This is a genomic window from Curtobacterium sp. DN_7.5 (assembly GCF_022655355.1).
Classification (GTDB): Bacteria; Actinomycetota; Actinomycetes; order Actinomycetales; family Microbacteriaceae; genus Curtobacterium; species Curtobacterium luteum.
Genome location: NZ_CP093378.1, coordinates 2,176,833 through 2,198,211 on the forward strand (window position 1 = coordinate 2,176,833; position 21,379 = coordinate 2,198,211).

The window sequence follows — 21,379 nt, forward strand, 5'->3', positions numbered from 1 at the left end:
GACCGGCGCGGGCGTTCGTTGTGCGTGTCCGACAACCGACCGGCAGGATGGCCGCATGGACATCCGCTTCACAGAGTCCCACCCGTCGACCATCGGTGTCGAGTGGGAACTCCCGCTGGTCGACCGGGACACCGGCGACCTCACCCCGCGCGCCCCGGCGGTGATCAGTGCGGTGCAGGAGCGGCTGGGCGACCCGGACCGTGTCACGGAGGAGCTCCTGACCAACACCGTCGAGGTCGTCACGGGCGTGCACACGACGGTCGGCGGGGCCACCCGGGAGCTCTCCGGCATCATCGGCGAGGTCGTCGACGCCGCGGACCCGCTCGACGCGCAGGTCATGTGCTCCGGCACGCACCCGTTCGCCCTGTGGGACCAGCAGGAGATCACGCCGGACAGCGAGCACTACACGACCCTCATCGACCGGACGCGCTGGTGGGGACGCCAGATGCTCATCTGGGGCGTGCACGTGCACGTCGGGATCGACCGGCGCGACAAGGCCGTGCCGATCATGAACGCGATGCTCGGCTACGTGCCGCACCTGCAGGCCTTCACCGCGTCGAGCCCGTTCTGGGGCGGCATCGACACCGGGTACGCCTCGAACCGGGCGCTCATGTTCCAGCAGCTCCCGACCGGCGGACTGCCGCCGGGCATCGGCGACTGGAGCGGCTTCGAAGGCGTCGTCGACGACCTGACCCGGACCGGTGTGATCGACGGGTTCAAGGACCTCCGCTGGGACATCCGCCCGTCACCGGGCTGGGGCACGCTCGAGAACCGGGTCTCCGACGGCATCTCGACCCTGCACGAGGTCGGCGCCGTCACCGCGCTCGTCCAGTGCCTGGTGACGGCGCTCTCCGACCGGCTCGACCGCGGCGAGGAACTGCCGACCATGCAGCAGTGGTTCGTCCGCGAGAACAAATGGCGCGCGGCGCGGTACGGCATGGACGCGGAGATCATCACGAACGCCGCGGGTGACGAGCGGCTCGTCACCGACGAGGTGCACGACCTCGTGCAACGCCTCGACCCGATCGCGGAGCGGCTCGGCTGCCAGCAGGAGCTGCACCACCTCGACACGATGACCGAGCAAGGGGCCTCGTACCAGCGCCAGCTCCGGGTCGCGCAGGAGAACGGCGGCGACCTCCGCGCCGTCGTCCGCCACCTGGTCACCGAGCTGCGCGAGTCGCTCTAGTCGCCACCACCTCCGGCCGGGAGGCACGGTGCGGGTCCGCCCCGCGCCTCCCGTCCTGGGGGCTGGCACTGCGTCGGACGATCGGTACAGTTCGGATGTGACGGGGACGAGCGCCGGGGGCGCGTCGAGGGTCGGTGTCCACCGTGCGGCGGCCTTCGTCGCCGCCGGGCAGCCGCGCGAGGCGCTCGCCGTGCTCGCTGCGGCCGGGCCCGAGGAGAACGAGACCGCCGCCGCGCAGCGTGTCCGCGCGCTGGCTCTGCTCGCGGTCGACGAGGTCGACGAAGCGCTGGGAGCGGCCCGCCAGGCGGTCGGCCTCGACCCGGACGACGGGACCGGGCTGTGGCTCACGTCGACGCTGCTGCTCCGGACCGGAGACCAGGCGGGCGCAGTGGACGCAGCCCGGCGAGCCGTCGTCGTGGCCCCGACGTCGTGGCGCTCGCACGCAGCGGTCGCCGACGCGCTCTTCCTCGACCCGGCGCGACGGGTCGAGGCCCTCCGGGCCAGTTACGAGGCCGTCCGGCTCGCGCCCGAGGAGCCCGACGTGCACCGACGCCACGGGGACCTGCTCCTCGCCGCGGGACGACACCGCGACGCGCAGGCCGCCTACCGGCGCGGCCTGGAGCTCGCCCCCGGGACGACCGGCACACGGCACAACCTGGCGGTGTCCCGCCTCCGCGGCGGACACGAGGGCGAGTCCGCGCTGGCGTTCTCGAGCGTCCTCGCCACCGACCCGACCGACGCCACGGCGCGACGGAACTTCGTGGTCGCCGTCGTGAACCCGCTCGCGCGAGTACGGGGCATGCTCGGGTTCACCGCCGTGATGACCGGCCTGATGTCCCTCGGGGTGACCGGCGACGCCGAGATCGCGCGCCTGACCACGATCCTGCTCCCCGTCACCGGGATCGTCGGAGCCGTGGTCGTCGCGCTCCGGTTCGTGGCCGAGACCCGCAGCCGGACGCGTTCCGTCGTCGCGACCGCCCGTCGCGCGGTGCCGGGCTGGACCGCCCTCGCGGCGGTGACCCTCGCGGCCCTGCTCGTCTCCGTGGTCAGCGTCTTCCTGCCGCTCGCAGCCGCCCTCGTGGCACAGGCGGTCGTGCTCGCCTGCGCCGTCCTCGGCTCGGTGCAGTCGCGACGGATCCTGGTGGCGTTCCCCCGGACCCGCCCGGCGCCGCCCACCGTGGCCGCGGCCCCCACCGACGAGTCCTCGCCGTGGCGGAACCCGGCATGACGGACACGGTGTGGACCGATCCGGACGGGCCGGCGTCGACGTCCGGGTTCTGGAGCGTCGTGCACGACCGACCCGACAACGCTCCGGCCGTCCGTGGACTGCGGCGCTCGGTCCTCGGGACGCTGCAGCGGCTCCGGGTCGTCGTCGGCGGCAGCGCCATCGCCGGGTTCTTCGCGGGCGTCCCGCTCGGCGCACCCGGACCGACGCTCCTGCTCGCTGTCACCGGTTGGCTGATCGCGGCCGCACTGATCGCCATCGGGGTCGTGCTCGTCACCCGGACGGTGCGGCAGAACCGGGAACCGCTCGTCCGGCTGCTCCGCGGATCGACGTTGCTCCGCACGGTCGTGGTCCTGCTCACCGTCGCGGCCGTCCTCGTCCTGCTCGCCCCGGCCCTGCCGTTCGCGTTCCCGTGGCCACCACTGACAGCCTTCGCCCTGGTCGTGGTGTGCTCTGGACTGTCGTTCGTCCTGCACTACCAGGCGGCGCTCCCGGCACCGGGTCGGCGACTTACCGACACCGTCTGACCGCGGCGTTCCACACCGCGGCCGCACACCGCCCCACCTCCACCTGACCACCGAGGACCCCATGGACCACGAACCGACCGACCCCGTGATCGACGCCCTCCGTCGAGCCGTGGCGTCCGCGCCCCACGACGTCCCGCTCCGCGTCCACCTCGGTCGTCTGCTGCTCGACGCGGGCAGGACCGCCGAGGCGACCGCCGAGGCCGCGGCCGCGCTGGCTGCGGAACCGACCGACGCCGCGGCTGGCGCGCTCATGCTCGACACCCTCCGCGGCGGCTCCGCCCCGGTGTCGAGCGCCGCGCCGTCGAGCGCACCGTCGTCGAGCGCCCCTGAGGAGACGGCGGACGACCCCACCTCGTTCGACTGGCGCGCGGCGGAACAGGAGGTCGAGCACCTCGTCGGACCGGCCTTCGTCGACGACCTCGACGCCGACGACCCGGACCTCCCCTCCGCGTTCTCCGTCGAGGACCCCGGGACCCGGTTCACCGACGTCGGGGGCATGGAGCACGTCAAGCAACGGCTGAACGCGGCGTTCCTCGCGCCGCTCGCGAACCCCGAGCTCCGCGCGCTCTACGGCAAGAGCCTCCGCGGTGGACTGCTCCTCTACGGACCGCCCGGGTGCGGCAAGACCTTCATCGCGCGCGCCGTCGCCGGCGAGCTGGGCGCACGGTTCCTCAGCGTCGCGATCACGGACGTCCTCGACCCGTACATCGGCGTGAGTGAGCGGAACATCCAGGCGGTCTTCGAGGCCGCTCGGGCAGCGGCGCCGTGCGTCGTGTTCTTCGACGAGGTGGACGCACTCGGCCAGCGGCGGAGCCAGACGCGCAGTTCGCACGTCCGCGGCATGGTGAACCAGCTCCTCACCGAACTCGACGGGATCAGCGGCGGCAACGAGGGCGTGTTCGTGCTGGCGGCGACGAACCAGCCCTGGGACGTCGAACCCGCGCTGCGACGGCCGGGCCGCCTCGACCGGACGGTGCTGGTGCTGCCGCCGGACGCTCCTGCTCGTGAGGCGGTCTTCCGCACCCACCTCCGGGACCGACCGCTCGAGGGCGTCGACGTCGGGGTGCTCGCGAAGCGCACCGAGGGCTTCTCCGGCGCCGACATCGCCTACGTCTGCGAGGTCGCCGCCGAGCGGGCGCTGATGGACAGCGTCGCCAGCGGCACCGCCCGGCTCATCGGGATGCCCGACCTCCTCGACTCGGTGGCGGAGGTGCGACCGTCGACACGGTCGTGGCTCGAGACAGCGCGGAACGTCGTGCTCTTCGGCGAGGACGACGGGACGTACGCGGACCTCCGCGCCTACCTCAAGAAGTCGAAGCGCTGAACGACGGACGGGAGGCGCGGTGCCAGCCGACACCGTGCCTCCCGTCCGTCGTCGGTCGCGTCAGCGACCCACGGCAGTCCGCGTCAGCGGCCCAGGAACTTCTGCAGCGACTGCATCTCTTCCTCGGTCGGCGCCTTCGGGTTCTTCGCGTTCGCGCCGCCGAACCCGAACCCGGACCCCTGGGGGGCCTGCTGCTGGGGCTGCGCCGCGGCACCCGAGGCGAGCGCCGCACGCTTCGCCGGGTTGCCGACCTTCTTCTTCTTCGCGCCGCCCTGCTGCTGCTTCTTCTTGCCGCCGTGCATGCCCGGGATCGGACCCATGCCCGGCATCTGCGGCACGCCGCCGCGCGCGACGGTCTTCATCATCTTCGCCGCCTGCTCGAAGCGGTTCACGAGCGCGTTCACCTCGGTCACCGTGGTGCCGGAGCCCCGGGCGATGCGGAGACGACGGGAACCGTTGAGGAGCTTCGGCAGCTCGCGCTCCTGCTTCGTCATCGACTGGATGATCGCCTCGGTGCGGACGATCTCGCTCTCGTCGAAGTTGTCGAGCGCTTCGCGCATCCCCTTGGCGCCCGGGAGCATGCCGAGCATGCCCTTGATCGAGCCGGCCTTGCGGAGCTGCTGCATCTGCTCGAGGAAGTCGTTCAGCGTGAACGAGTCGGAGGCGATCTTCTCGGCGACCTTGCGGGCCTCGTCCTCGTCGAACGCCTGCTGGGCCTGCTCGATGAGCGAGAGGATGTCGCCGAGGTCGAGGATGCGACTCGCCATGCGGTCCGGGTGGAACGGCTCGAAGTCGTCGAGGCCCTCGCCCGTGGACGCGAACATGATCGGGCGACCGGTGATGCTCGCGACGGACAACGCCGCGCCACCGCGGGCGTCACCGTCGAGCTTGGACAGGACGACACCGGTGAAGTCGACGCCCTCCTGGAAGGCGCGAGCGGTGGCGACGGCGTCCTGACCGATCATCGCGTCGATGACGAACAAGACCTCGTCGGGGTCGACGGCCTTGCGGATGTTCGCGGCCTGCTTCATCAGCTCCGCGTCCACGCCGAGGCGACCGGCGGTGTCGACGATGACGGTGTCGTACTGCTGGTCCACCGCGGCCTTGATCGCGTTCTTCGCGACCTTCACCGGGTCGCCGACGCCGTTGCCGGGCTCCGGGGCGAACACGTGCACGCCGGCCTGTTCACCGACGACCTGGAGCTGCTGCACGGCGTTCGGACGCTGGAGGTCCGCCGCGACGAGCATCGGGGTGTGGCCGTCCTTCTTGAGCCACTTGCCGAGCTTGCCCGCGAGCGTGGTCTTGCCGGCGCCCTGGAGGCCTGCGAGCATGATCACCGTCGGCGGACGCTTCGCGAACTCGAGCCGACGCTGCTGCCCGCCGAGGATGCCGACGAGTTCCTCGTTGACGATCTGGACGACCTGCTGCGCGGGGTTGAGCGCCTTGTTCACCTCGTCGGAGAGTGCGCGCTCGCGCACCGCGGCGGTGAAGGACTTGACGACCTCGAGCGCGACGTCGGCGTCGAGGAGCGCCCGTCGGATCTCGCGGACGGTGCCGTCGACGTCGGACGGGGACAGGCGACCCTTGCTCCGCAGGTTGCGGAAGGTCTCTGTCAGCCGGTCGGAGAGTGAACCGAATTGCGCCATGATCCGTCGATTCTACAAGGCGGCCGCCGACAGCCCGACCGCCACCGCGCCTGCACCCCGGGGACTACCGTCCACACCGTGCACATCAGGGAGATCGACGTCGCCGGTCGGCTCGGGGCGACCGGCGCGGCCCTGTTCGTCGGCTTCACGGCGGCGGTGTTCACGGCACGCTTCACCGGTTCCGTGACGGTCGTCGCGCTGGTCGGCGTGGCCACCGCAGTCGGTCTCGTGGTCCTCGTGGTCGCGGCGTGGGCCGGTGGGGGCGGGTACGCCGCACACCGGGCACTGCGGGCTTGGGTCCGCGGCGGCTCGGAACCCGACGGCGTGCGGCGCGACCGCAAGCTGCGGTTCCTGCGCGACATCGTCGACCGGACCGGCTGGCACCTCTGGCTCGGCGCGGCACTGGCGGTCGTGTTCGGTGCGACCGCCGTCGCCGACCTGGTCGGCGACCACGACGTCGGCGGTGCGCTCCTGATGGGCAGCTCCGCAGTCCTCTGGGCGGTCCTCACCGTGCGCGGGATCGTGGTGGACCGACCGCACCGGGAGCGTGCGCAGCTGCTGTACGCCGAGCTCGTGATGGTCGAACGCCCGACCGAGACGCTCGACGCGTGATCGGTTGTTGTACGGCGTCCAGAAACTGACGTACGCTGGCGCCCATGCCGGAACTCGAGATCGTCCGGGTGCCGGGCCTCCTCGCCTACGACGAGGGCCTCGCACTGCAGCAGCGCCTCCGCGCCGACGTCCTCGCCGGCCGTTCGCCCGGCGCGCTCGTCCTCTGCGAGCACCCGTCCGTGTACACCGCCGGACGCCGGACCGAAGCGGGCGACCTGCCGACCGACGGCTCCCCCGTGGTCGAGGTCGACCGCGGCGGCCGCATCACGTGGCATGGTCCCGGGCAGCTGGTCGCCTACCCGATCGTCCGGCTCGCGATGCCGCTCGACGTCGTGGCGTGGGTCCGTGACCTCGAACAGGTGCTCATCGACGCCGTTGCCGGCGTGGGTGTGACGGCAGAGCGCGTCGAGGGTCGCAGCGGCGCCTGGGTCCCCCGGCCCGACCGGGCGAACCACGACAAGGTCGGAGCCATCGGCCTGCACGTCGCCGAGGGGGTCACGAGCCACGGCATCGCCCTCAACTGCGCGAACGCCCTCGACGCGTACGCCGCGATCGTGCCGTGCGGCATCGCCGACGCCGGGGTCACCACGCTGAGCCGTGCCGCGGGACGCCACGTCACCGTGGACGAGGTCGCCGCGCTCGTCGCGCCGGTCGTGCAGGCGGCACTCGACGGCATGCACACCGGCCACCGCATCGCAGCCGCCAGTAGGACGACCAGCCCGGACCACCCGACCAGCGCGGACCGGTCCGCCGGGGGCGAGCCGCGCCTCCAGGCCGGTCGGGTCCGCACCACCCACCTGCAGGAGGTCCCCGCATGACCCTCGCCCCCGAAGGCCGGCGCATGCTGCGTGTCGAGGCCCGGAACGCCGAGACGCCGATCGAGACGAAGCCCGCGTGGATCAAGACCCGCGCGACCCAGGGTCCGGAGTTCCGGGACCTGTCCGCCCTCGTCAAGGACAAGCAGCTGCACACGGTCTGCCAGGAGGCCGGATGCCCGAACATCTTCGAGTGCTGGGAGGACCGGGAGGCCACGTTCCTCATCGGCGGCTCGCAGTGCACCCGCCGGTGCGACTTCTGCCAGATCGACACCGGCAAGCCGTCACCGCTCGACCGCGGGGAGCCTCGACGGGTGGCGGACTCGGTGGTCTCGATGGGCCTCAAGTACGCGACCGTGACGGGCGTCGCGCGGGACGACCTCGACGACGGCGGTGCGTGGCTGTACGCGGAGACGATCCGGCAGATCCACGAGCACTCCCCCGGCACCGGTGTCGAGATCCTCGTGCCGGACTTCAACGGCCGCCCCGACCAGCTCGGGCAGGTCTTCGACGCGCGCCCCGAGGTGTTCGCGCACAACGTCGAGACGGTCCCGCGGATCTTCAAGCGCATCCGGCCGGCGTTCCGGTTCGAGCGGTCCCTCGACGTCATCACGCAGGGGCGGGACGCCGGGCTCGTGACGAAGTCGAACCTCATCCTCGGCATGGGTGAGGAGCGGCACGAGGTGATCGACGCGCTCGAGCAGCTGTACGAGGCCGGGACGGACATCATCACGCTGACCCAGTACCTCCGGCCGTCGCCGCGGCACCTGCCGGTCGCCCGCTGGGTGAAGCCGGAGGAGTTCGTCGACCTCCGCGAGATCGCCGAGGACATCGGGTTCTCGGGGGTGCTGGCCGGGCCGCTCGTGCGGTCGTCGTACCGGGCCGGGCGACTGTGGGCGCGGGCGACGGTCGCGCGTGGCGGCACGGTGCCGGAGCACCTGTCGCACCTGCTCGAGGCGCCGGCCGGCCGCCAGGCCGTCTGAGGCGCGCGCCGCGCGCCGCGCGCCGCGCGCGTGGCCGGCCGCGGCCGAGTCTCGCTCTGAGCGACGTTCCTCGCGCTCGTGACCCCGAGATCTGTCGCTGGTCGCGAGTCTCGGGCCGGCACGATGCGGCAGCGGCACCACACGACGGACGGGAGGCGCGGTGCCAGCTGGCACCGCGCCTCCCGTCCGTCAGTGGGTCGCGGCTACGCGCGTCCGCGGATGCTGCGCAGCAGCCACCCGATGATCGCGAGCAGGATGAGCGCGATGCCGATGAAGAGCAGGAACTTCAGTGCTGCGACGAAGATGCCGCTGAAGAGCAGGACGAGGCCGACGATGATCGCGATGATCAGCAGTGCGGGCATGGGGGTCTCCAATCCCTGGAACGAGACCGAGCGGATGCCCGGGCCGACGGAGACGGTACTCGTCGCGGGGTGACCGCGTTCGCTGACAGGTGTCGACCAATGCGCCGAGACCCCGGAGGGCGCCGGACGTCTCAGCCGACGAGGTTCTGCACGAACACGTGCGGTGTGAAACCCGTGAGGTCGTTGATGCCCTCACCCTGCCCGATGAGCTTGATCGGGATGCCCGTCTTCTCCTGGACGCTCAACACGAAGCCGGCCTTGGCCGACCCGTCGAGCTTCGTGATGACGAGCCCGGTGACCCCGGCACCCTCGATGAACGCCTGCGCCTGGGCCAGCCCGTTCTGCCCGGTGGTGGCGTCGAGCACGAGGAGCACCTCGGCGATCTCGGTCTGCTTCTCGACCACTCGCTTGATCTTCGTCAGCTCGTCCATCAGGCCGGCCTTGGTGTGCAGCCGGCCGGCGGTGTCGATGACGACGATCTCGGTGCCCTCGCGGATGGCCTTCTCGACCGTCTGGTACGCCACCGACGCCGGGTCCTGTCCGGGCTGCGCGGGGCGCACGACGTCGACCCCGGCGCGCTCGGCCCAGGTCGCGACCTGCTCGACCGCTGCCGCGCGGAAGGTGTCCGCCGCACCGACGACCACCGTGCGGTCGTACGTCTTGAGGAACTTGGCGAACTTGCCGATCGTGGTGGTCTTGCCGACTCCGTTCACCCCGACGACGAGCACGACGGCCGGCCGGTTGCTGAGCTTCAGCGTCGTGTCGAGCTTCGACAGCCGTTCCTCGAGGACCTCGCGGAGCATGCGCTGCAGGTCGGCGGGGTCGGTCGTGCCGTAGCGGTCGACACGCGCGTGGAGGTCCTCGATGATCGCCTCGGAGACGTCGGGACCGAAGTCGGCGCCGATGAGCGCGGTCTCGAGGTCGTCCCACGTGGTCTCGTCGATCGTCTTGCGCTGGAAGAGCCCGCGCAGCCGGGAGGACAGGGACCAGGAACTCGCCATGTTCCCAGCTTAGAGCGCGGCACACGTGCGCTGTGCCGGGTACGCTCAGAACCACGAAGGGGAGTATTCCCTCTCGGTGACCCCGTCAGTACGGTCCGGAACGATCCGGACCCGGGGCGCCGGTCGCGGCCAGCACATCGTGCGGCAGCGGCGGAAGAGACCTTCAGGCTCCGGCGCGCCGTCCAGGCCCGCCCCTGACCTGAAGGAAACCCGTGGACGTCCCACTCTTCGTCTGGCTCCTCACCATCGCCGGCATCCTCGCGCTGCTGGTGTTCGACTTCTACTCGCACGTGCGCACCCCGCACGTGCCGCACATCAAGGAGTCGGCGTTCTGGTCCGCGTTCTACGTCGGGCTCGCCATCCTGTTCGGTGTCGGCATCCTGGTCTTCGGCGGCGGGCAGGCCGGTGGCGAGTACTTCGCCGGCTGGCTGACCGAGAAGGCGCTGTCGGTCGACAACCTGTTCGTCTTCCTCATCATCATGTCGAGCTTCGCGGTGCCGAAGGAGTACCAGCAGAAGGTCCTGCTCGTCGGCGTCGCGATCGCCCTCGTCGCCCGCGGTGTGTTCATCGCGCTCGGCGTCACGATCATCGAGAACTTCTCGTGGGTGTTCTACCTGTTCGGCGCGCTCCTGTTCTGGCTCGCGTGGTCGCAGGCGAAGGGCGGCGGCCACGACGACTCCGAGGGCGACTCGAAGCTCATCCGCACGCTGCGCAAGGTGATCCCGACCACCGACGACTACCACGGCGACAAGCTCACCGCGAAGATCGACGGCAAGCGCCTCTTCACGCCGATGCTCCTCGTCATGGTCGCGATCGGCCTGACCGACGTGCTCTTCGCGCTCGACTCGATCCCGGCGATCTTCGGGCTGACGCAGGACGCGTTCATCGTGTTCACCGCGAACGCGTTCTCGCTCCTCGGGCTCCGGCAGCTGTACTTCCTCATCGCGGGGCTGCTCGAGCGGCTCATCTACCTCGGCCAGGGCCTGGCCGTCATCCTCGCCTTCATCGGTGTCAAGCTCGTGTTCCACGCCATGCACGTCAACGAGCTGCCGTTCATCAACGGCGGCGAGCACATCGAGTGGGCGCCGGAGATCCCGATCTGGTTCTCGCTGAGCTTCATCGCGCTGACGATCGCGGTCGCGACGGCCGCCTCGCTGGTGGTCTCGAAGAAGCGGCAGGAGCGCGGCCTCACCCCGACCGGGGAGCCGAAGCAGGCCGTCGAGGCCGACGCGAAGTAGTCGCGACCCACGTCCCGGCCCGCGCGCGCCGGATCCCGGCTCGCGCGCGCCGAGTCTCGGCCTGGGCGACAGTTCTCGTGCTCCGGAGCGCGAGGACTGTCGCTGCGTGCGAGCCTCGGTCGGCGCGCGCTACGCGACCGCGCCGGCCGGCTCCGCCGACCGCGCCTGCACACGCTGCCCGACGACGGCGGACACCCCGTCCTGCCGCATCGACACCCCGTACAGGGCGTCCGCGATCTCCATCGTCCGCTTCTGGTGCGTGATGACGATGAGCTGCGACGACTCCCGCAGCCGCTCGAACACGGTCAGGAGCCGCCCGAGGTTCGCGTCGTCGAGCGCCGCCTCGACCTCGTCCATGATGTAGAACGGCGACGGGCGCGCGGTGAAGATCGCGACGAGGAGCGCCACCGCCGCGAGGGACCGCTCACCGCCGGACAGCAGCGTCAGCCGGTCGATCTTCTTCCCGGCGGGCTTCACCTGCACGTCGATGCCCGTCGCGAGCAGGTCGTCCGGGTTCGTCAGCGTGATCGACCCGGAACCGCCCGGGAAGAGGATCGGGAAGATGACGTCGAACGCCTCGCGGGTGTCGTGGAACGCCGCCTCGAAGATGGTCTGCATCTTCTGGTCGAGCTCCTCGATGATCGTCATGAGGTCCGTGCGGGTCTTCTGCAGGTCCTCGAGCTGCTCCGCGAGGAACGCGTGCCGCTGCTCGAGTGCCTGGAACTCCTCGAGCGCGAGCGGGTTCACCTTGCCGAGCCGGCCGAGGTCACGCTCGGCGGCCGCGAGGCGTTGCTCCTGCTCGGCGCGGACGTAGGGCACGGTCTCGACGTCGGCGGGGTCGACCTCGTCGGTGGCGTCGTACTCGGGCAGGGCGGGGCCGCCGGGCAGCGTGGACTCGGCCTCGACGACGACCTCGTCCGGGTCGAGGTCGGCGGTCGCCGCGTCGCCGACTGCCGTCCCGTCCGATCCGTCATCGGCCGCTGCCGTCGCCGCCGCCCGGGCGCGTTCGGCCTCCCGGTGCTTCCGCGCCAGGACCCGGGGGTCGACGAGCACGTCCACCGGCACCGGCACGTGCGGCCCGTACTCCGCGACGAGGACGGCCTCGACGAGTCCGAGCTCGCTCTGCGCCCGGTCGAGGATGCCCGACACGTGGAGCTTCTTCTCGTAGATCTCCATCTCGAGCGAGTGCACGCCGTCCGTCAGGGTCTGCAGGCGGTCCCGGAGCTCGCGCTCCTCGTTCCGGATCGTCTGCAGCTCGGTGTTCCGCTTCGACCGCTCGGACTCCTCGTTCGCGAGCCGGACGCGGGCCTCGGCGAGGGACCGGTCGACCGCACCGAGGAGCCCGGGGAGGTCGGCGAGCACCCCCTCCGCGACGGCGATCTGCGCACGGCGGACCACGGCTCGACGGGCGGCTTCCTCGGCAGCGGCCCGCTCGGCCCGGAGCCGGCGCTCGAGCCCGGCTGCCCGGTTCCGCTCGGCGCGCGCCCGCTCGCGCACGGTCTCGACCTGGATGCGCTGCTCGATCTCTGCGGCGCGCGCGGCCTCGAGGGCGTCCAGCAACGCCGGCCGGCCCGACGCGTCGACGGCCGGACGGGGCCGCTCGGTGAAGGCCGCGGACGCCGCCTCGGCCTCCGCGAGCACCGCCTCGGCGGACTCGACGGCACCGTCCGTCTCGGCCAGCGCGGCGTGGAGCCGCTCGACCTCGGCCGTGGCGTTCTCCGCCTTCGCGCGTGCGGACGCGCTGCTGCGGTCGTACTCGGCCGTGGCCCGGGCGTGCGCGCGGGACGCGTGGTCGGCCTCTTCCGCCCGGCGGCGTGCGTCGTCGACGGCGGTGCGAGCGGCCTGGAGGCGCGTGGCCGCGTCCTCGACGTCGACCGCGACCGCGTCGCGCCGGGTCACGGCGTCGTCGCGTTCCGCGACGAGTTCGATCCGGCTCGTCACGCGCTCGCCGCCGCCCGTCACGCGGACGGCCCGGACGACGTCGCCGGACCGCGTCACGACCGTGGCCAGCGGGGCGGCGGTGAGCACGGCCTCCAGGTCGACGTCCTCGTCCACCGCGACGAGCGTGTCCCGCAGGATCGCGGTGAGTGCCGGCGGTCCCTGCACCAGGTCGAGCGCGGGGCGGACGCCCGCGGGGAGTCGGTCCGGGAGTCCCGCCGCGGGGACCGCACCAGGGTCGGCGTCGGCGACGACGACGTCGACGCGGCCGATGTCGGCGGACCGGGCGTGCGCGACGGCGTCGAGCGCGACCGCACGGTCGGCCGCGAGCACCGCGTCGGCGAGCCCGTCGAGCGCCACCGCGACCGCGCCCTCGAAACCGGGCTCGACCGTCAGCGCGTCCGCGAGGCGACCGGCGATGCCCGCCCGTCCCGCGTCGATGAGCGACTGGGACCCGTCTCGGACGTCGATCGACATGCCGAGGGCGACGACCCGGGCGTCGAGCGCGTCCCGCTCGCGTTCGAGGGTGTGCAGACGGTCGCGGAGCTCGTCCCTGGTGCTCTGTGCTGCCCGCTGCTGCTCGCGGGTCGTCTCGACTGCGGCGGTGAGCGCCTCCTCGTCGACACCGTCGGCGGGGTCCACGCCGATCTCGGCGAGGGCCGCGGCGGCGCGGTCCGCACGCTCGGAGGCCTCCGCCAGGGCGCGCTCCCGGCGTTCCCGGTCGGCCGCCGCGGCGCCGCGCTTCGACCGCGCGACGTCCACCGCCGAGGCGAGCCGCTGGGCTTCCAGGTCGTGCTGCGACACCAGGGCCGCCTGCGCGGCGATCTGCTCGTCGAGGGCGTCGAGCGCGGCGCGGGCCTCCTGCACGCGGGCGGCGACGGCTCCGGAGTCGGCGGCAATCTCCTCGGCGCGGGCCTCGAGCCGATCGGCCTCGTCGCGGACGGACTGCACCCGCTCCGGGGTGACCGTCGGCCCCTGCTGCGGCGCGTCGGCCTGCTGGGCGAGGAACATGAGCCGCTGGTTCGCCAGGCTCGACAGGCCGCGCAGTCGCTCCTGCACGCTCTCCAACCGGTGCACGACGGTCCGGGCGCGGTCGACGTCGTCGCCGACCATGCTCTGCTCGACCTGCTGCTGCCGGGTGCGGGTGCGGTCGAGACGCTCCTGGAGGACGATGCGCTCCGACTTCCGACCGGTCTCGACCTCGAGGTGGTCGTGCAGCTCGCGGCGGAGCCGCACGACGTCGTCCGCGAGGAGCCGGGCCTTCGCATCGCGGGCGACGGCCGCGACCGACTGGGCCTTCCGGGCGACCTCGGCTTGGCGTCCGAGGGGCTTGAGCTGGCGACGGATCTCACCGGCCAGGTCGGACAGTCGCGTGAGGTTCGTCTGCATCGCCTCGAGCTTGCGGAGCGTCTTCTCCTTGCGGCGGCGGTGCTTGAGGATGCCCGCGGCCTCCTCGATGAAGCCGCGGCGGTCCTCCGGCGTCGCGTGCAGCACCTTGTCGAGCTGCCCCTGGCCGACGATGACGTGCATCTCGCGCCCGAGGCCGGTGTCGCTCAGCAGCTCCTGCACGTCGAGCAAGCGGCAGTTCTCCCCGTTGATCGCGTACTCGCTGCCCCCGTTGCGGAAGAGCGTGCGGGAGATCGTCACCTCGGAGTACTCGATCGGCAGGAGCCCGTCCGTGTTGTCGATCGTGAGGAGCACCTGCGCACGGCCGAGCGGACCACGGGTCGAGGTCCCGGCGAAGATGACGTCCTCCATCTTGCCGCCGCGGAGGGTCTTCGCCCCCTGCTCCCCCATCACCCAGGCGAGGGCGTCGACGACGTTCGACTTGCCCGAGCCGTTCGGTCCGACGATGCACGTGACCCCGGGCTCGAACGCGAACGTGGTCGGCTGCGCGAAGGACTTGAACCCCTTGATGGTCAGGCTCTTCAAGTACATGCGGTCTCCGGGCGTTCTGCTGCGCTGCTCCTGGCGGGCTGTGCTGCTGGCTGTGCTGCTGCGGGCAGGCTAACGCCTGCGGGCGCGCGGGCGCGGTTGGCACACGGGGCAGATGTGGCTGGACCGGTTCATGAAGGCCTCGCGGACGATCGTCGTGCCGCACCGCGGGCACGGCTTGCCCTGCTGGCCGTACACGTTCAGGCGCTGCGAGAAGTACCCGGACTGCCCGTTCACGTTCACGTACTGCGCGTCGAAGCTCGTGCCTCCGTCCTCGAGAGCCCGTCGGAGGACGCTCCGGACCTCGGTCAGCAGGGTCCGGAGGTCCGCTCGGGTCAGGCGCTCCGCTGGTCGGTCGTAGTGGAGCTTCGCCGCCCACAGGGACTCGTCGGCGTAGATGTTGCCGATGCCGCTCACGACGCCCTGGTCGAGCAGGACGCGCTTGATGCCACTCGCGCGCTTCCGGGCGGCCGCGATGAAGCGGTCGTCGTCGAACGCCGGGTCGAGCGGGTCACGGGCGATGTGCGAGACCTGGTACGGGATGCCGCGGCGCCACGAGGCGTCCGGGTCGGCCTCGTCGATCGCGCCCGCGGCACCGGCCGGAGCACCGTCCACCGTCGGCACCATGCGGTCGATCGCCATCGACCCGAAGGTGCGCTGGTCGACGAACTCGAGTTGGACGACGGGCTCCGGCACGCCGTCACGATCGGTGGTCGCGGGCTGCACGTCGATGAGGATGCGGCGGTGCCTCGCGGCGGGGCGATCGCGCCCGAGGAGCACCTGCCCGGACATGCCGAGGTGGGTGACGAGGGCCTCGCGTCGGTCGTCGCCGTGCTCCGGCTGCAGCGGGAACCAGAGGAACTTGCCGCGGCGGACGGCGGCGGCGATCGTGCGGCCGGTCAACCGGTCGGCGAAGTCCTCGGCGGGGCCGTCGTGTCGGGTGAGGGCGCGGTCATCGACGACGTCCACGTGCAGGACGCGTGCGCCGGTGACGGCGGGTTCGAGACCGGCGCGGACGACCTCGACCTCGGGGAGCTCCGGCACCGGTCAGGCAGTCCGAGCGGCGTCGTCGGCGGTCGTGCTCGCGGGGGCGCTGCCGGTGGCCGTGCTCGCGGCGGCGCTGCCGGCGGTCGTGCTCGCGGCGGCGCCGCCGGCGTCCGCGCGCGGCGAGCCGTCACGGCCGGAGAGCTTCGTCCAGGCCTGCAGTGCAGCGGCCATCTCGGCTGCCTTCTTGCTCGACCCGGCGCCCGAGGAGATGTCCTCGCTCTGGAGCACCACGGTGGCGTGGAAGGTCTTGTCGTGGTCGGGGCCCTCTTCGGTCACCCGGTACGAGGGGTTGCCCAGACCGAGCGACGACGCGAGCTCCTGCAGACTCGTCTTCGGGTCCATCGCGGCGCCGAAGCGGTCCGGGTCGACCAGGAGCGGCTCGACGAGGCGCAGCACGAGCTCGGTCGCCGGGTCCGGACCCGCGGAGAGGTACGTGGCACCGATGACGGCTTCGACGGTGTCGGCGAGGATCGACGACTTGTCGCGGCCGCCGGTCTGCTCCTCGCCCTTGCCGAGCCGGAGGTACTTCCCGAGCCCGATCATGCGGGCGATCTCAGCGAGGGCGACCGTCGAGACGAGGCTCGCCCGGCGCTTGGCCAGGTCGCCCTCGTCGAGGTCGGGGAAGGACCGGAAGAGCTTCACGGTCACTGCCTGACCGAGGATCGAGTCGCCGAGGAACTCGAGCCGTTCGTTGTGCCCGATGCCCCCGTGCTCGTACGCGTACGAGCGGTGGGTCAGGGCGAGCTGGAGCAGCTCGAGGTCGATGTCGACGCCGAGGATGCCCTGCAGACGAACGACGTCCGGCCCCACGGGGCGGGACCCCGTGGTGCCGGACGTGTTGGTCATGCGGTCGGTCCGATCAGACGTCGGCGACCTTGCGGCCCTTGTACTCCAGGTACAGGGGGGTGCCGGCCGAGTCCTCGACGACCTTCGCGCGGTGCGGGAGGCTGTAGGTGACCTTGCCGTTCTCGATCGTCTTCACGAGCTGGACCGGCGCGGCCTTCCACTGCGAACGACGGGCGTGCGTGTTGGCACGGGACTGCTTGCGCTTGGGAACGGCCATGGTGGTTCTCTTTCGGTTGGTCGGTTGGTCAGTGGCGAGGGCGGTTCAGGCCGACGTGAGGCCGTCGCCCTCGGGGCTCTGGTCAGGGGTGCTGCTGTCGTCGCTCGCACGGAAACCGCCGAGGGCGGCCCAGCGCGGGTCCAGGACCTCACGAGGAGTGTGGTCCTCGAGGTCGGCCAGGCGTTCACCCGTCTCCGGGTCGAGGCCTGGGCAGTCCGGTCGGCAGACCGGCTGGAACGGCAGCGACAGCACCACCGCATCTCGAACGACCGGTTCGCAATCCACGTGGTCATCGCGAACGAAGAAGTCGAAATCCTCCGAGACATCGTACGCGAAGAGCTCCGCGAAATCGACCTCGACGGGTTCGCTGATCTCGATCAGGCACCGGGAGCACTCCCCGAACGCCTCGGCCGACGCGTGTCCGGAGACGAGGACGCCCTCGTGCAGCCCCTCGAGTCGGACGTCGAGGTGCATCGGCGCGCCCTGTCGGACGGCGATGACCCCGGCACCCATCGCGTCCGGCACCTCGACGTCGAGCGAGTGCTCGCGCATCTCGCCCGGACGGTGCGCGAGGTCGCGCACGCGCAGGGCGTAGGGGCTGTTCACGGGGGAAGACACGATCGACGATCCTAGCGCGAACCGGGCGGCACGTCGAGGCGGCACACCCGCGTGTCCGTCGCGCGGAGGCGGGTGCGCGCCGTGCGGCCGGTGTGCGTGTTGCGGCGCGCCTGCCCCGGCGCAACGGGCGGTGTGCCCGGCTCAGCGGCCGGTGTGCTCCGCTCAGCGGCCGGTGTGCCCCGCTCAGCGGCCGGTGTGCTCCGCCAGCGCACGCGCCACGACCCCGGGCACGTACGGCGTCACGTCCCCGCCGAGCGTCGCCACCTGACGGATGAGCGAGCTCGACACGTGCGCACGCGAGGCCTCGGGCAGCAGGAACACCGTCTCGACGTCCGCGAGGTGCCGGTTCATGATCGCCATCGGGGTCTCGTACGCGACGTCCTCGCCCGAGCGGACCCCCTTCACGAGGACCGTCGCACCGACCTGACGGCAGTAGTCGACGAGGAGCCCGGCGGTCCACTCCCCGACGCGCACGTTGTCGCGGACGCCCGTCTCGACCAGCGACTCCTCGATCAGTCGGACCCGCTCGCCGGCCTCGAACATCGCGGGCTTCTTGTCCGGGTTGTGGACGACGAGCACGTGGACCTCGTCGAAGAGCCCGGCCGCACGCCCGATGACGTCGAGGTGCCCGAGGGTCACGGGGTCGAAGGAACCGGGGACGACCGCGATCTGCGCCATGCAGCGACCCTAGCCGAGGTCAGTTCTTGCCGAGGAAGGCCGCGTCGGACTCGTCGAGTCGGCGGGCGAGCGCTTCGCGGAGCGCCGGGTGCCCCTCGAGGTCGGGGTCGGGCCCGAGCACGCGCTCGGCTTCCTCGCGCGCGTCGACGATGAGGTCGGCGTGCTCGACGACGCGCAGCAGGTTCAGGGACGAACGACCACCGGACTGTCGCTCCCCCAGCACGTCGCCCTCGCGCCGGAGCTCGAGGTCGACCCGGGCGAGCTCGAAGCCGTCGTCGGACGCGGCGACGGCGTCGACGCGCTCCCGCGACGGGGACTCGAGCTCCGCCGTGGTCACGAGCAGGCACACGCCGGCGAACTGCCCGCGGCCGATGCGGCCGCGCAGCTGGTGGAGCTGCGACACCCCGAACCGGTCGGCGTCGAGCACGGCCATCATCGAGGCGTTCGGCACGTCGACACCCACCTCGATCACCGTCGTCGCGACGAGGACGTCGATCCCGCCGGCCGCGAAGGTCGTCATCACGCGGTCCTTCTCGTCCGCGGTCATCCGTCCGTGCAGGACCTCGATCCGTCTGCCGTCGAGCACCGGCATCCGGCGCATCCGCTCGGCGGTCGCGACCACCGTGGCCGGCGTTCGTTCCGGGGTGTCGTCGTCGGCGGGTGCTTCCGGCGCAGGTTCGCCGTCGTCCTCGGCGTGCACGTCGTCGATGGCGGGGCACACCACGAACGCCTGTCGACCGGCGGCGAGCTCCTCGGCCATGCGCGACCAGATCCGGGACTCCCACCCCGGGTGCTCCGCCAGGCCGACCGTGAAGGTCTCGACACCGGCACGACCCGACGGGACCCCGGCGATGGTGGAGACGTCGAGGTCGCCGAAGACGGTCATCGCGACCGTGCGCGGGATCGGCGTCGCGGTGAGGACGAGCACGTGCGGCGGGGTCTGGCCCTTCGTCCGGAGGGCCTCGCGCTGCTCGACGCCGAACCGGTGCTGCTCGTCGACGACCACGAGCCCGAGCTCGGCGAAGTCGACGCGGTCGCCGAGGAGCGCGTGCGTGCCGACCACCAACCGCGAGCTCCCGGACGCGGCCGCGAGCAGGGCTCGGCGACGCTCGTCGGTGGACTGGGACCCGGTGAGGATCACCGGACGGAGCTCCGCCGCGAGGTCCGGGCCGAGGAACTTCACGATCGACCGCAGGTGCTGGGCGGCCAGGACCTCGGTCGGGGCGATGAGCGCCGACTGCCCGCCGGACTCCGCCACGGTGAGCATCGCGCGGATCGCCACGAGGGTCTTGCCGGAACCGACCTCGCCCTGCACGAGCCGGTGCATCGGCCAGGTTCCGGCGAGGTCCGTCGCGATCTCGGCACCGACCGAGCGTTGGTCGTCGGTGAGGGTGAACGGCAGCGAGGCGTCGAACCGTTCGAGGATGCCCCCGGGCGAGGCCGAGCGCGGGGTCGAGGCGACCGCGCGGGCGGCGATCCGACGCTGCACGAGGGCGGTCTGCAGCACGAAGGCCTCGCGGTAGCGGAGGGCGTCCTGCGCGCGCTTGAAGTCCGCGACCTTCTCCGGGCGGTGCAGCAGTTCGAGCGCGCGCCGGTACGGCACGAGGTCGAGTCGGGAGCGCACGGACGCCGGGATCGGGTCGTCGAGGTCGGGCAGGGTGTCGAGCACGACGCCGATGGCCTTCGCGATCTGCCACGAGGACAGCGACGCTGTGGCCGGGTAGATCGGGATCGGCTGCCGCGACCAGCGGATCGCCTCGTCCGAGCCGGGGTCGGCCAGGGAACGGGGGTCGTCGCGGTCGAACAGCTCGTAGTCGGGGTGTGCCAGCTGCCGAGCGCCGCGGTAGTCGCCCACCTTGCCGGCGAACACCCCGCGGGCACCGGGGACGAGGTCCTTCGTGCGCCAGCCCTGGTTGAAGAACGTCAGGGTCAGGAGCCCCTTGCCGTCGCCGATCTTCGCTTCGAGGATCGAACCCCGTCGAGCCCGCATCGTGCGCTCGCGGACGTCGACCACCTCGGCCACGATCGTGACGGACTCGCCGATCGCCAGCGAGTCGAGCGCCGTGAGGGCACCGCGTTCGGCGTAGCGACGGGGTGCGTGCTCGAGGAACTCCCCCACCGTGCGGTACCCGAAGGCCTTCTCGATCGCGCTCGCGGTCCGGCCGCCCAGCACGCCGGACAAGCGGGCGTCGAGCCCACCGACCACGGCCGACCCGGAGGCGCCGTCGACCGTGGGCGCGTGCCCGCTGCCGGGCGCGGCCGGGGCAGCGTTCGTACCAGGGGTGACCACATGCCAACGGTACCCGGCACGACCGACTCGCACCGTGCCTCCAGGCCGGCCTGTGGAGAACGCGGGCGGGCCGTCCCGGGCCGCTACGGTGGCTGCATGACCCGCATCATCGCCGGTGCCGCCGGCTCCACGACGCTCCGGGTGCCGAAGTCCGGCACCCGGCCGACGAGCGACCGTGTGCGCGAGGCGCTGTTCTCGTCGCTGGAGTCGCGCGGGCTCGTCGACGACACCGCGGTGGCCGACCTCTACGCCGGCACCGGCGCCCTCGGGCTCGAGGCGGCGTCGCGCGGGGCGGTCGAGGTCGTCCTGGTCGACCGGGCCGCGGGCGCGGCGGCAGCGTGCAAGGAGAACGCGCGCACGGTGCAGAAGCGCGTGCCCGGCGTGCGGATCGACGTGCACGCCCAGCCCGCCCTGGGCTTCCTGCGGCAGACCGTGCGGACGTTCGACCTCGTGTTCATCGACCCGCCGTACGAGGTCAGCGAGCAGGAGCTCGGCGAGGTGCTCGAGGCGCTGGTGCCGCGGCTCACGCGGGGCGCGGTCGTCGTCGTCGAGCGCAGCAAGCGGTCGCCGGAGCCGACGTGGCCCGCGGGGCTCGAGCCGTTCAGCAAGCGCAGCTACGGGGAGACGGTCGCGTGGGAGGCCGTGGTCGCGACCGCCTGACGGTGCAGCCTGGGCGGTACGGCCCGGCTGGTCCGGCCTGGCTGGTCCGGCCCGGCTGGTCCGGCCTGGCTGGTCCGGCCCGGATGGTCCGGCCCGGATGGTCCGGCCTGGAGGCCCGGTCCGGCTCAGACGCGGAGCTCGCGTCCGCGGCGGGCTCCGGCCCCAGCCGGCGGCACCGGCCCCAGCCGGCGGCACCGGCCCCAGCCGGCGGCACCGGCCCCAGCCGGCGGC

The 21,379-nt window shown here is 72.3% G+C and carries 19 protein-coding genes; 9 read left to right on the forward strand and 10 right to left on the reverse strand.

Annotated elements, in window-relative coordinates:
• Nucleotides 1-55 precede the first annotated feature (55 nt).
• The 4 genes from MON03_RS10035 (at nt 56) to MON03_RS10050 (ending at nt 4,262) form a co-directional block, all read left to right on the forward strand.
• The gene (locus MON03_RS10035) at nt 56-1,186 is read left to right on the forward strand and encodes a glutamate--cysteine ligase (protein ID WP_022903586.1); all 1,131 of its coding nucleotides are present in this window, start codon (nt 56-58) and stop codon (nt 1,184-1,186) included.
• A gap of 97 nt (nt 1,187-1,283) precedes the next feature.
• Nucleotides 1,284-2,414, forward strand: coding sequence for a tetratricopeptide repeat protein (locus MON03_RS10040; RefSeq protein WP_242088249.1), 1,131 nt, complete (start codon nt 1,284-1,286; stop codon nt 2,412-2,414).
• Nucleotides 2,411-2,938 (forward strand): hypothetical protein, encoded by a 528-nt coding sequence (locus MON03_RS10045; protein WP_242088250.1) that lies wholly within the window; start codon nt 2,411-2,413, stop codon nt 2,936-2,938. The genes MON03_RS10040 and MON03_RS10045 overlap by 4 nt, the downstream gene beginning before the upstream one ends.
• Before the next feature lie 61 nt (nt 2,939-2,999).
• Entirely contained in the window at nt 3,000-4,262 is a 1,263-nt protein-coding gene (locus MON03_RS10050; protein WP_242088251.1) for an ATP-binding protein, read from the forward strand.
• A gap of 83 nt (nt 4,263-4,345) precedes the next feature.
• On the opposite strand, the gene ffh is transcribed toward MON03_RS10050, so the two are convergent.
• Nucleotides 4,346-5,908 carry a signal recognition particle protein gene (ffh, locus tag MON03_RS10055; RefSeq protein ID WP_242088252.1) on the reverse strand — a complete coding sequence of 521 codons (1,563 nt, stop codon included), beginning with the start codon at nt 5,906-5,908 and terminating at the stop codon, nt 4,346-4,348.
• Between the two features lie 78 nt (nt 5,909-5,986).
• Between ffh and MON03_RS10060 the strand changes: the two genes are divergently transcribed.
• From MON03_RS10060 to lipA, 3 genes are read left to right on the forward strand one after another with little or no spacing between them, the layout of a single operon-like run.
• Entirely contained in the window at nt 5,987-6,520 is a 534-nt protein-coding gene (locus MON03_RS10060) for a hypothetical protein (RefSeq protein WP_242088253.1), read from the forward strand.
• A gap of 44 nt (nt 6,521-6,564) precedes the next feature.
• Complete coding sequence (gene lipB / locus MON03_RS10065) at nt 6,565-7,338, forward strand: lipoyl(octanoyl) transferase LipB (RefSeq protein ID WP_175329026.1); 774 nt, start codon at nt 6,565-6,567, stop codon at nt 7,336-7,338.
• A complete protein-coding gene (lipA, locus tag MON03_RS10070) occupies nt 7,335-8,318 on the forward strand; it encodes a lipoyl synthase (RefSeq protein ID WP_242088254.1) in 984 nt (327 codons plus the stop codon). The genes lipB and lipA overlap by 4 nt, the downstream gene beginning before the upstream one ends.
• Nucleotides 8,319-8,521: 203 nt before the next feature.
• Here the strand turns inward: lipA and MON03_RS10075 are convergent, their stop codons facing one another.
• Together MON03_RS10075 and ftsY are read right to left on the reverse strand one after the other, a co-directional pair.
• Complete coding sequence (locus tag MON03_RS10075) at nt 8,522-8,680, reverse strand: hypothetical protein (protein WP_175329025.1); 159 nt, start codon at nt 8,678-8,680, stop codon at nt 8,522-8,524.
• Between the two features lie 131 nt (nt 8,681-8,811).
• Entirely contained in the window at nt 8,812-9,681 is an 870-nt protein-coding gene (gene ftsY, locus MON03_RS10080; protein ID WP_175329024.1) for a signal recognition particle-docking protein FtsY, read from the reverse strand.
• A gap of 212 nt (nt 9,682-9,893) precedes the next feature.
• Between ftsY and MON03_RS10085 the strand changes: the two genes are divergently transcribed.
• Complete coding sequence (locus tag MON03_RS10085) at nt 9,894-10,919, forward strand: TerC family protein (RefSeq protein ID WP_242088255.1); 1,026 nt, start codon at nt 9,894-9,896, stop codon at nt 10,917-10,919.
• 129 nt (nt 10,920-11,048) lie between these two features.
• On the opposite strand, the gene MON03_RS10090 is transcribed toward MON03_RS10085, so the two are convergent.
• The 7 genes from MON03_RS10090 to MON03_RS10120 all read right to left on the reverse strand — a co-directional run bounded on the left by MON03_RS10090 (nt 11,049) and on the right by MON03_RS10120 (nt 20,404).
• Complete coding sequence (locus MON03_RS10090) at nt 11,049-14,795, reverse strand: chromosome segregation SMC family protein (RefSeq protein ID WP_242088256.1); 3,747 nt, start codon at nt 14,793-14,795, stop codon at nt 11,049-11,051.
• A 69-nt stretch (nt 14,796-14,864) separates the two neighbouring features.
• Nucleotides 14,865-15,836 (reverse strand): bifunctional DNA-formamidopyrimidine glycosylase/DNA-(apurinic or apyrimidinic site) lyase, encoded by a 972-nt coding sequence (mutM, locus tag MON03_RS10095; RefSeq protein ID WP_242088257.1) that lies wholly within the window; start codon nt 15,834-15,836, stop codon nt 14,865-14,867.
• A gap of 3 nt (nt 15,837-15,839) precedes the next feature.
• Complete coding sequence (gene rnc, locus MON03_RS10100; RefSeq protein ID WP_242088258.1) at nt 15,840-16,685, reverse strand: ribonuclease III; 846 nt, start codon at nt 16,683-16,685, stop codon at nt 15,840-15,842.
• Between the two features lie 13 nt (nt 16,686-16,698).
• The gene (gene rpmF / locus MON03_RS10105; RefSeq protein ID WP_079236346.1) at nt 16,699-16,902 is read right to left on the reverse strand and encodes a 50S ribosomal protein L32; all 204 of its coding nucleotides are present in this window, start codon (nt 16,900-16,902) and stop codon (nt 16,699-16,701) included.
• Between the two features lie 45 nt (nt 16,903-16,947).
• The gene (locus MON03_RS10110; protein WP_242091453.1) at nt 16,948-17,508 is read right to left on the reverse strand and encodes a YceD family protein; all 561 of its coding nucleotides are present in this window, start codon (nt 17,506-17,508) and stop codon (nt 16,948-16,950) included.
• A gap of 195 nt (nt 17,509-17,703) precedes the next feature.
• The gene (coaD, locus tag MON03_RS10115; protein WP_175329020.1) at nt 17,704-18,198 is read right to left on the reverse strand and encodes a pantetheine-phosphate adenylyltransferase; all 495 of its coding nucleotides are present in this window, start codon (nt 18,196-18,198) and stop codon (nt 17,704-17,706) included.
• Between the two features lie 19 nt (nt 18,199-18,217).
• Nucleotides 18,218-20,404 (reverse strand): ATP-dependent DNA helicase RecG, encoded by a 2,187-nt coding sequence (locus tag MON03_RS10120; RefSeq protein ID WP_242091454.1) that lies wholly within the window; start codon nt 20,402-20,404, stop codon nt 18,218-18,220.
• Between the two features lie 180 nt (nt 20,405-20,584).
• On the opposite strand from MON03_RS10120, the gene MON03_RS10125 reads away from it, so the two are divergent.
• Nucleotides 20,585-21,148 carry an RsmD family RNA methyltransferase gene (locus MON03_RS10125; protein WP_242088259.1) on the forward strand — a complete coding sequence of 188 codons (564 nt, stop codon included), beginning with the start codon at nt 20,585-20,587 and terminating at the stop codon, nt 21,146-21,148.
• Nucleotides 21,149-21,379 lie beyond the last annotated feature (231 nt).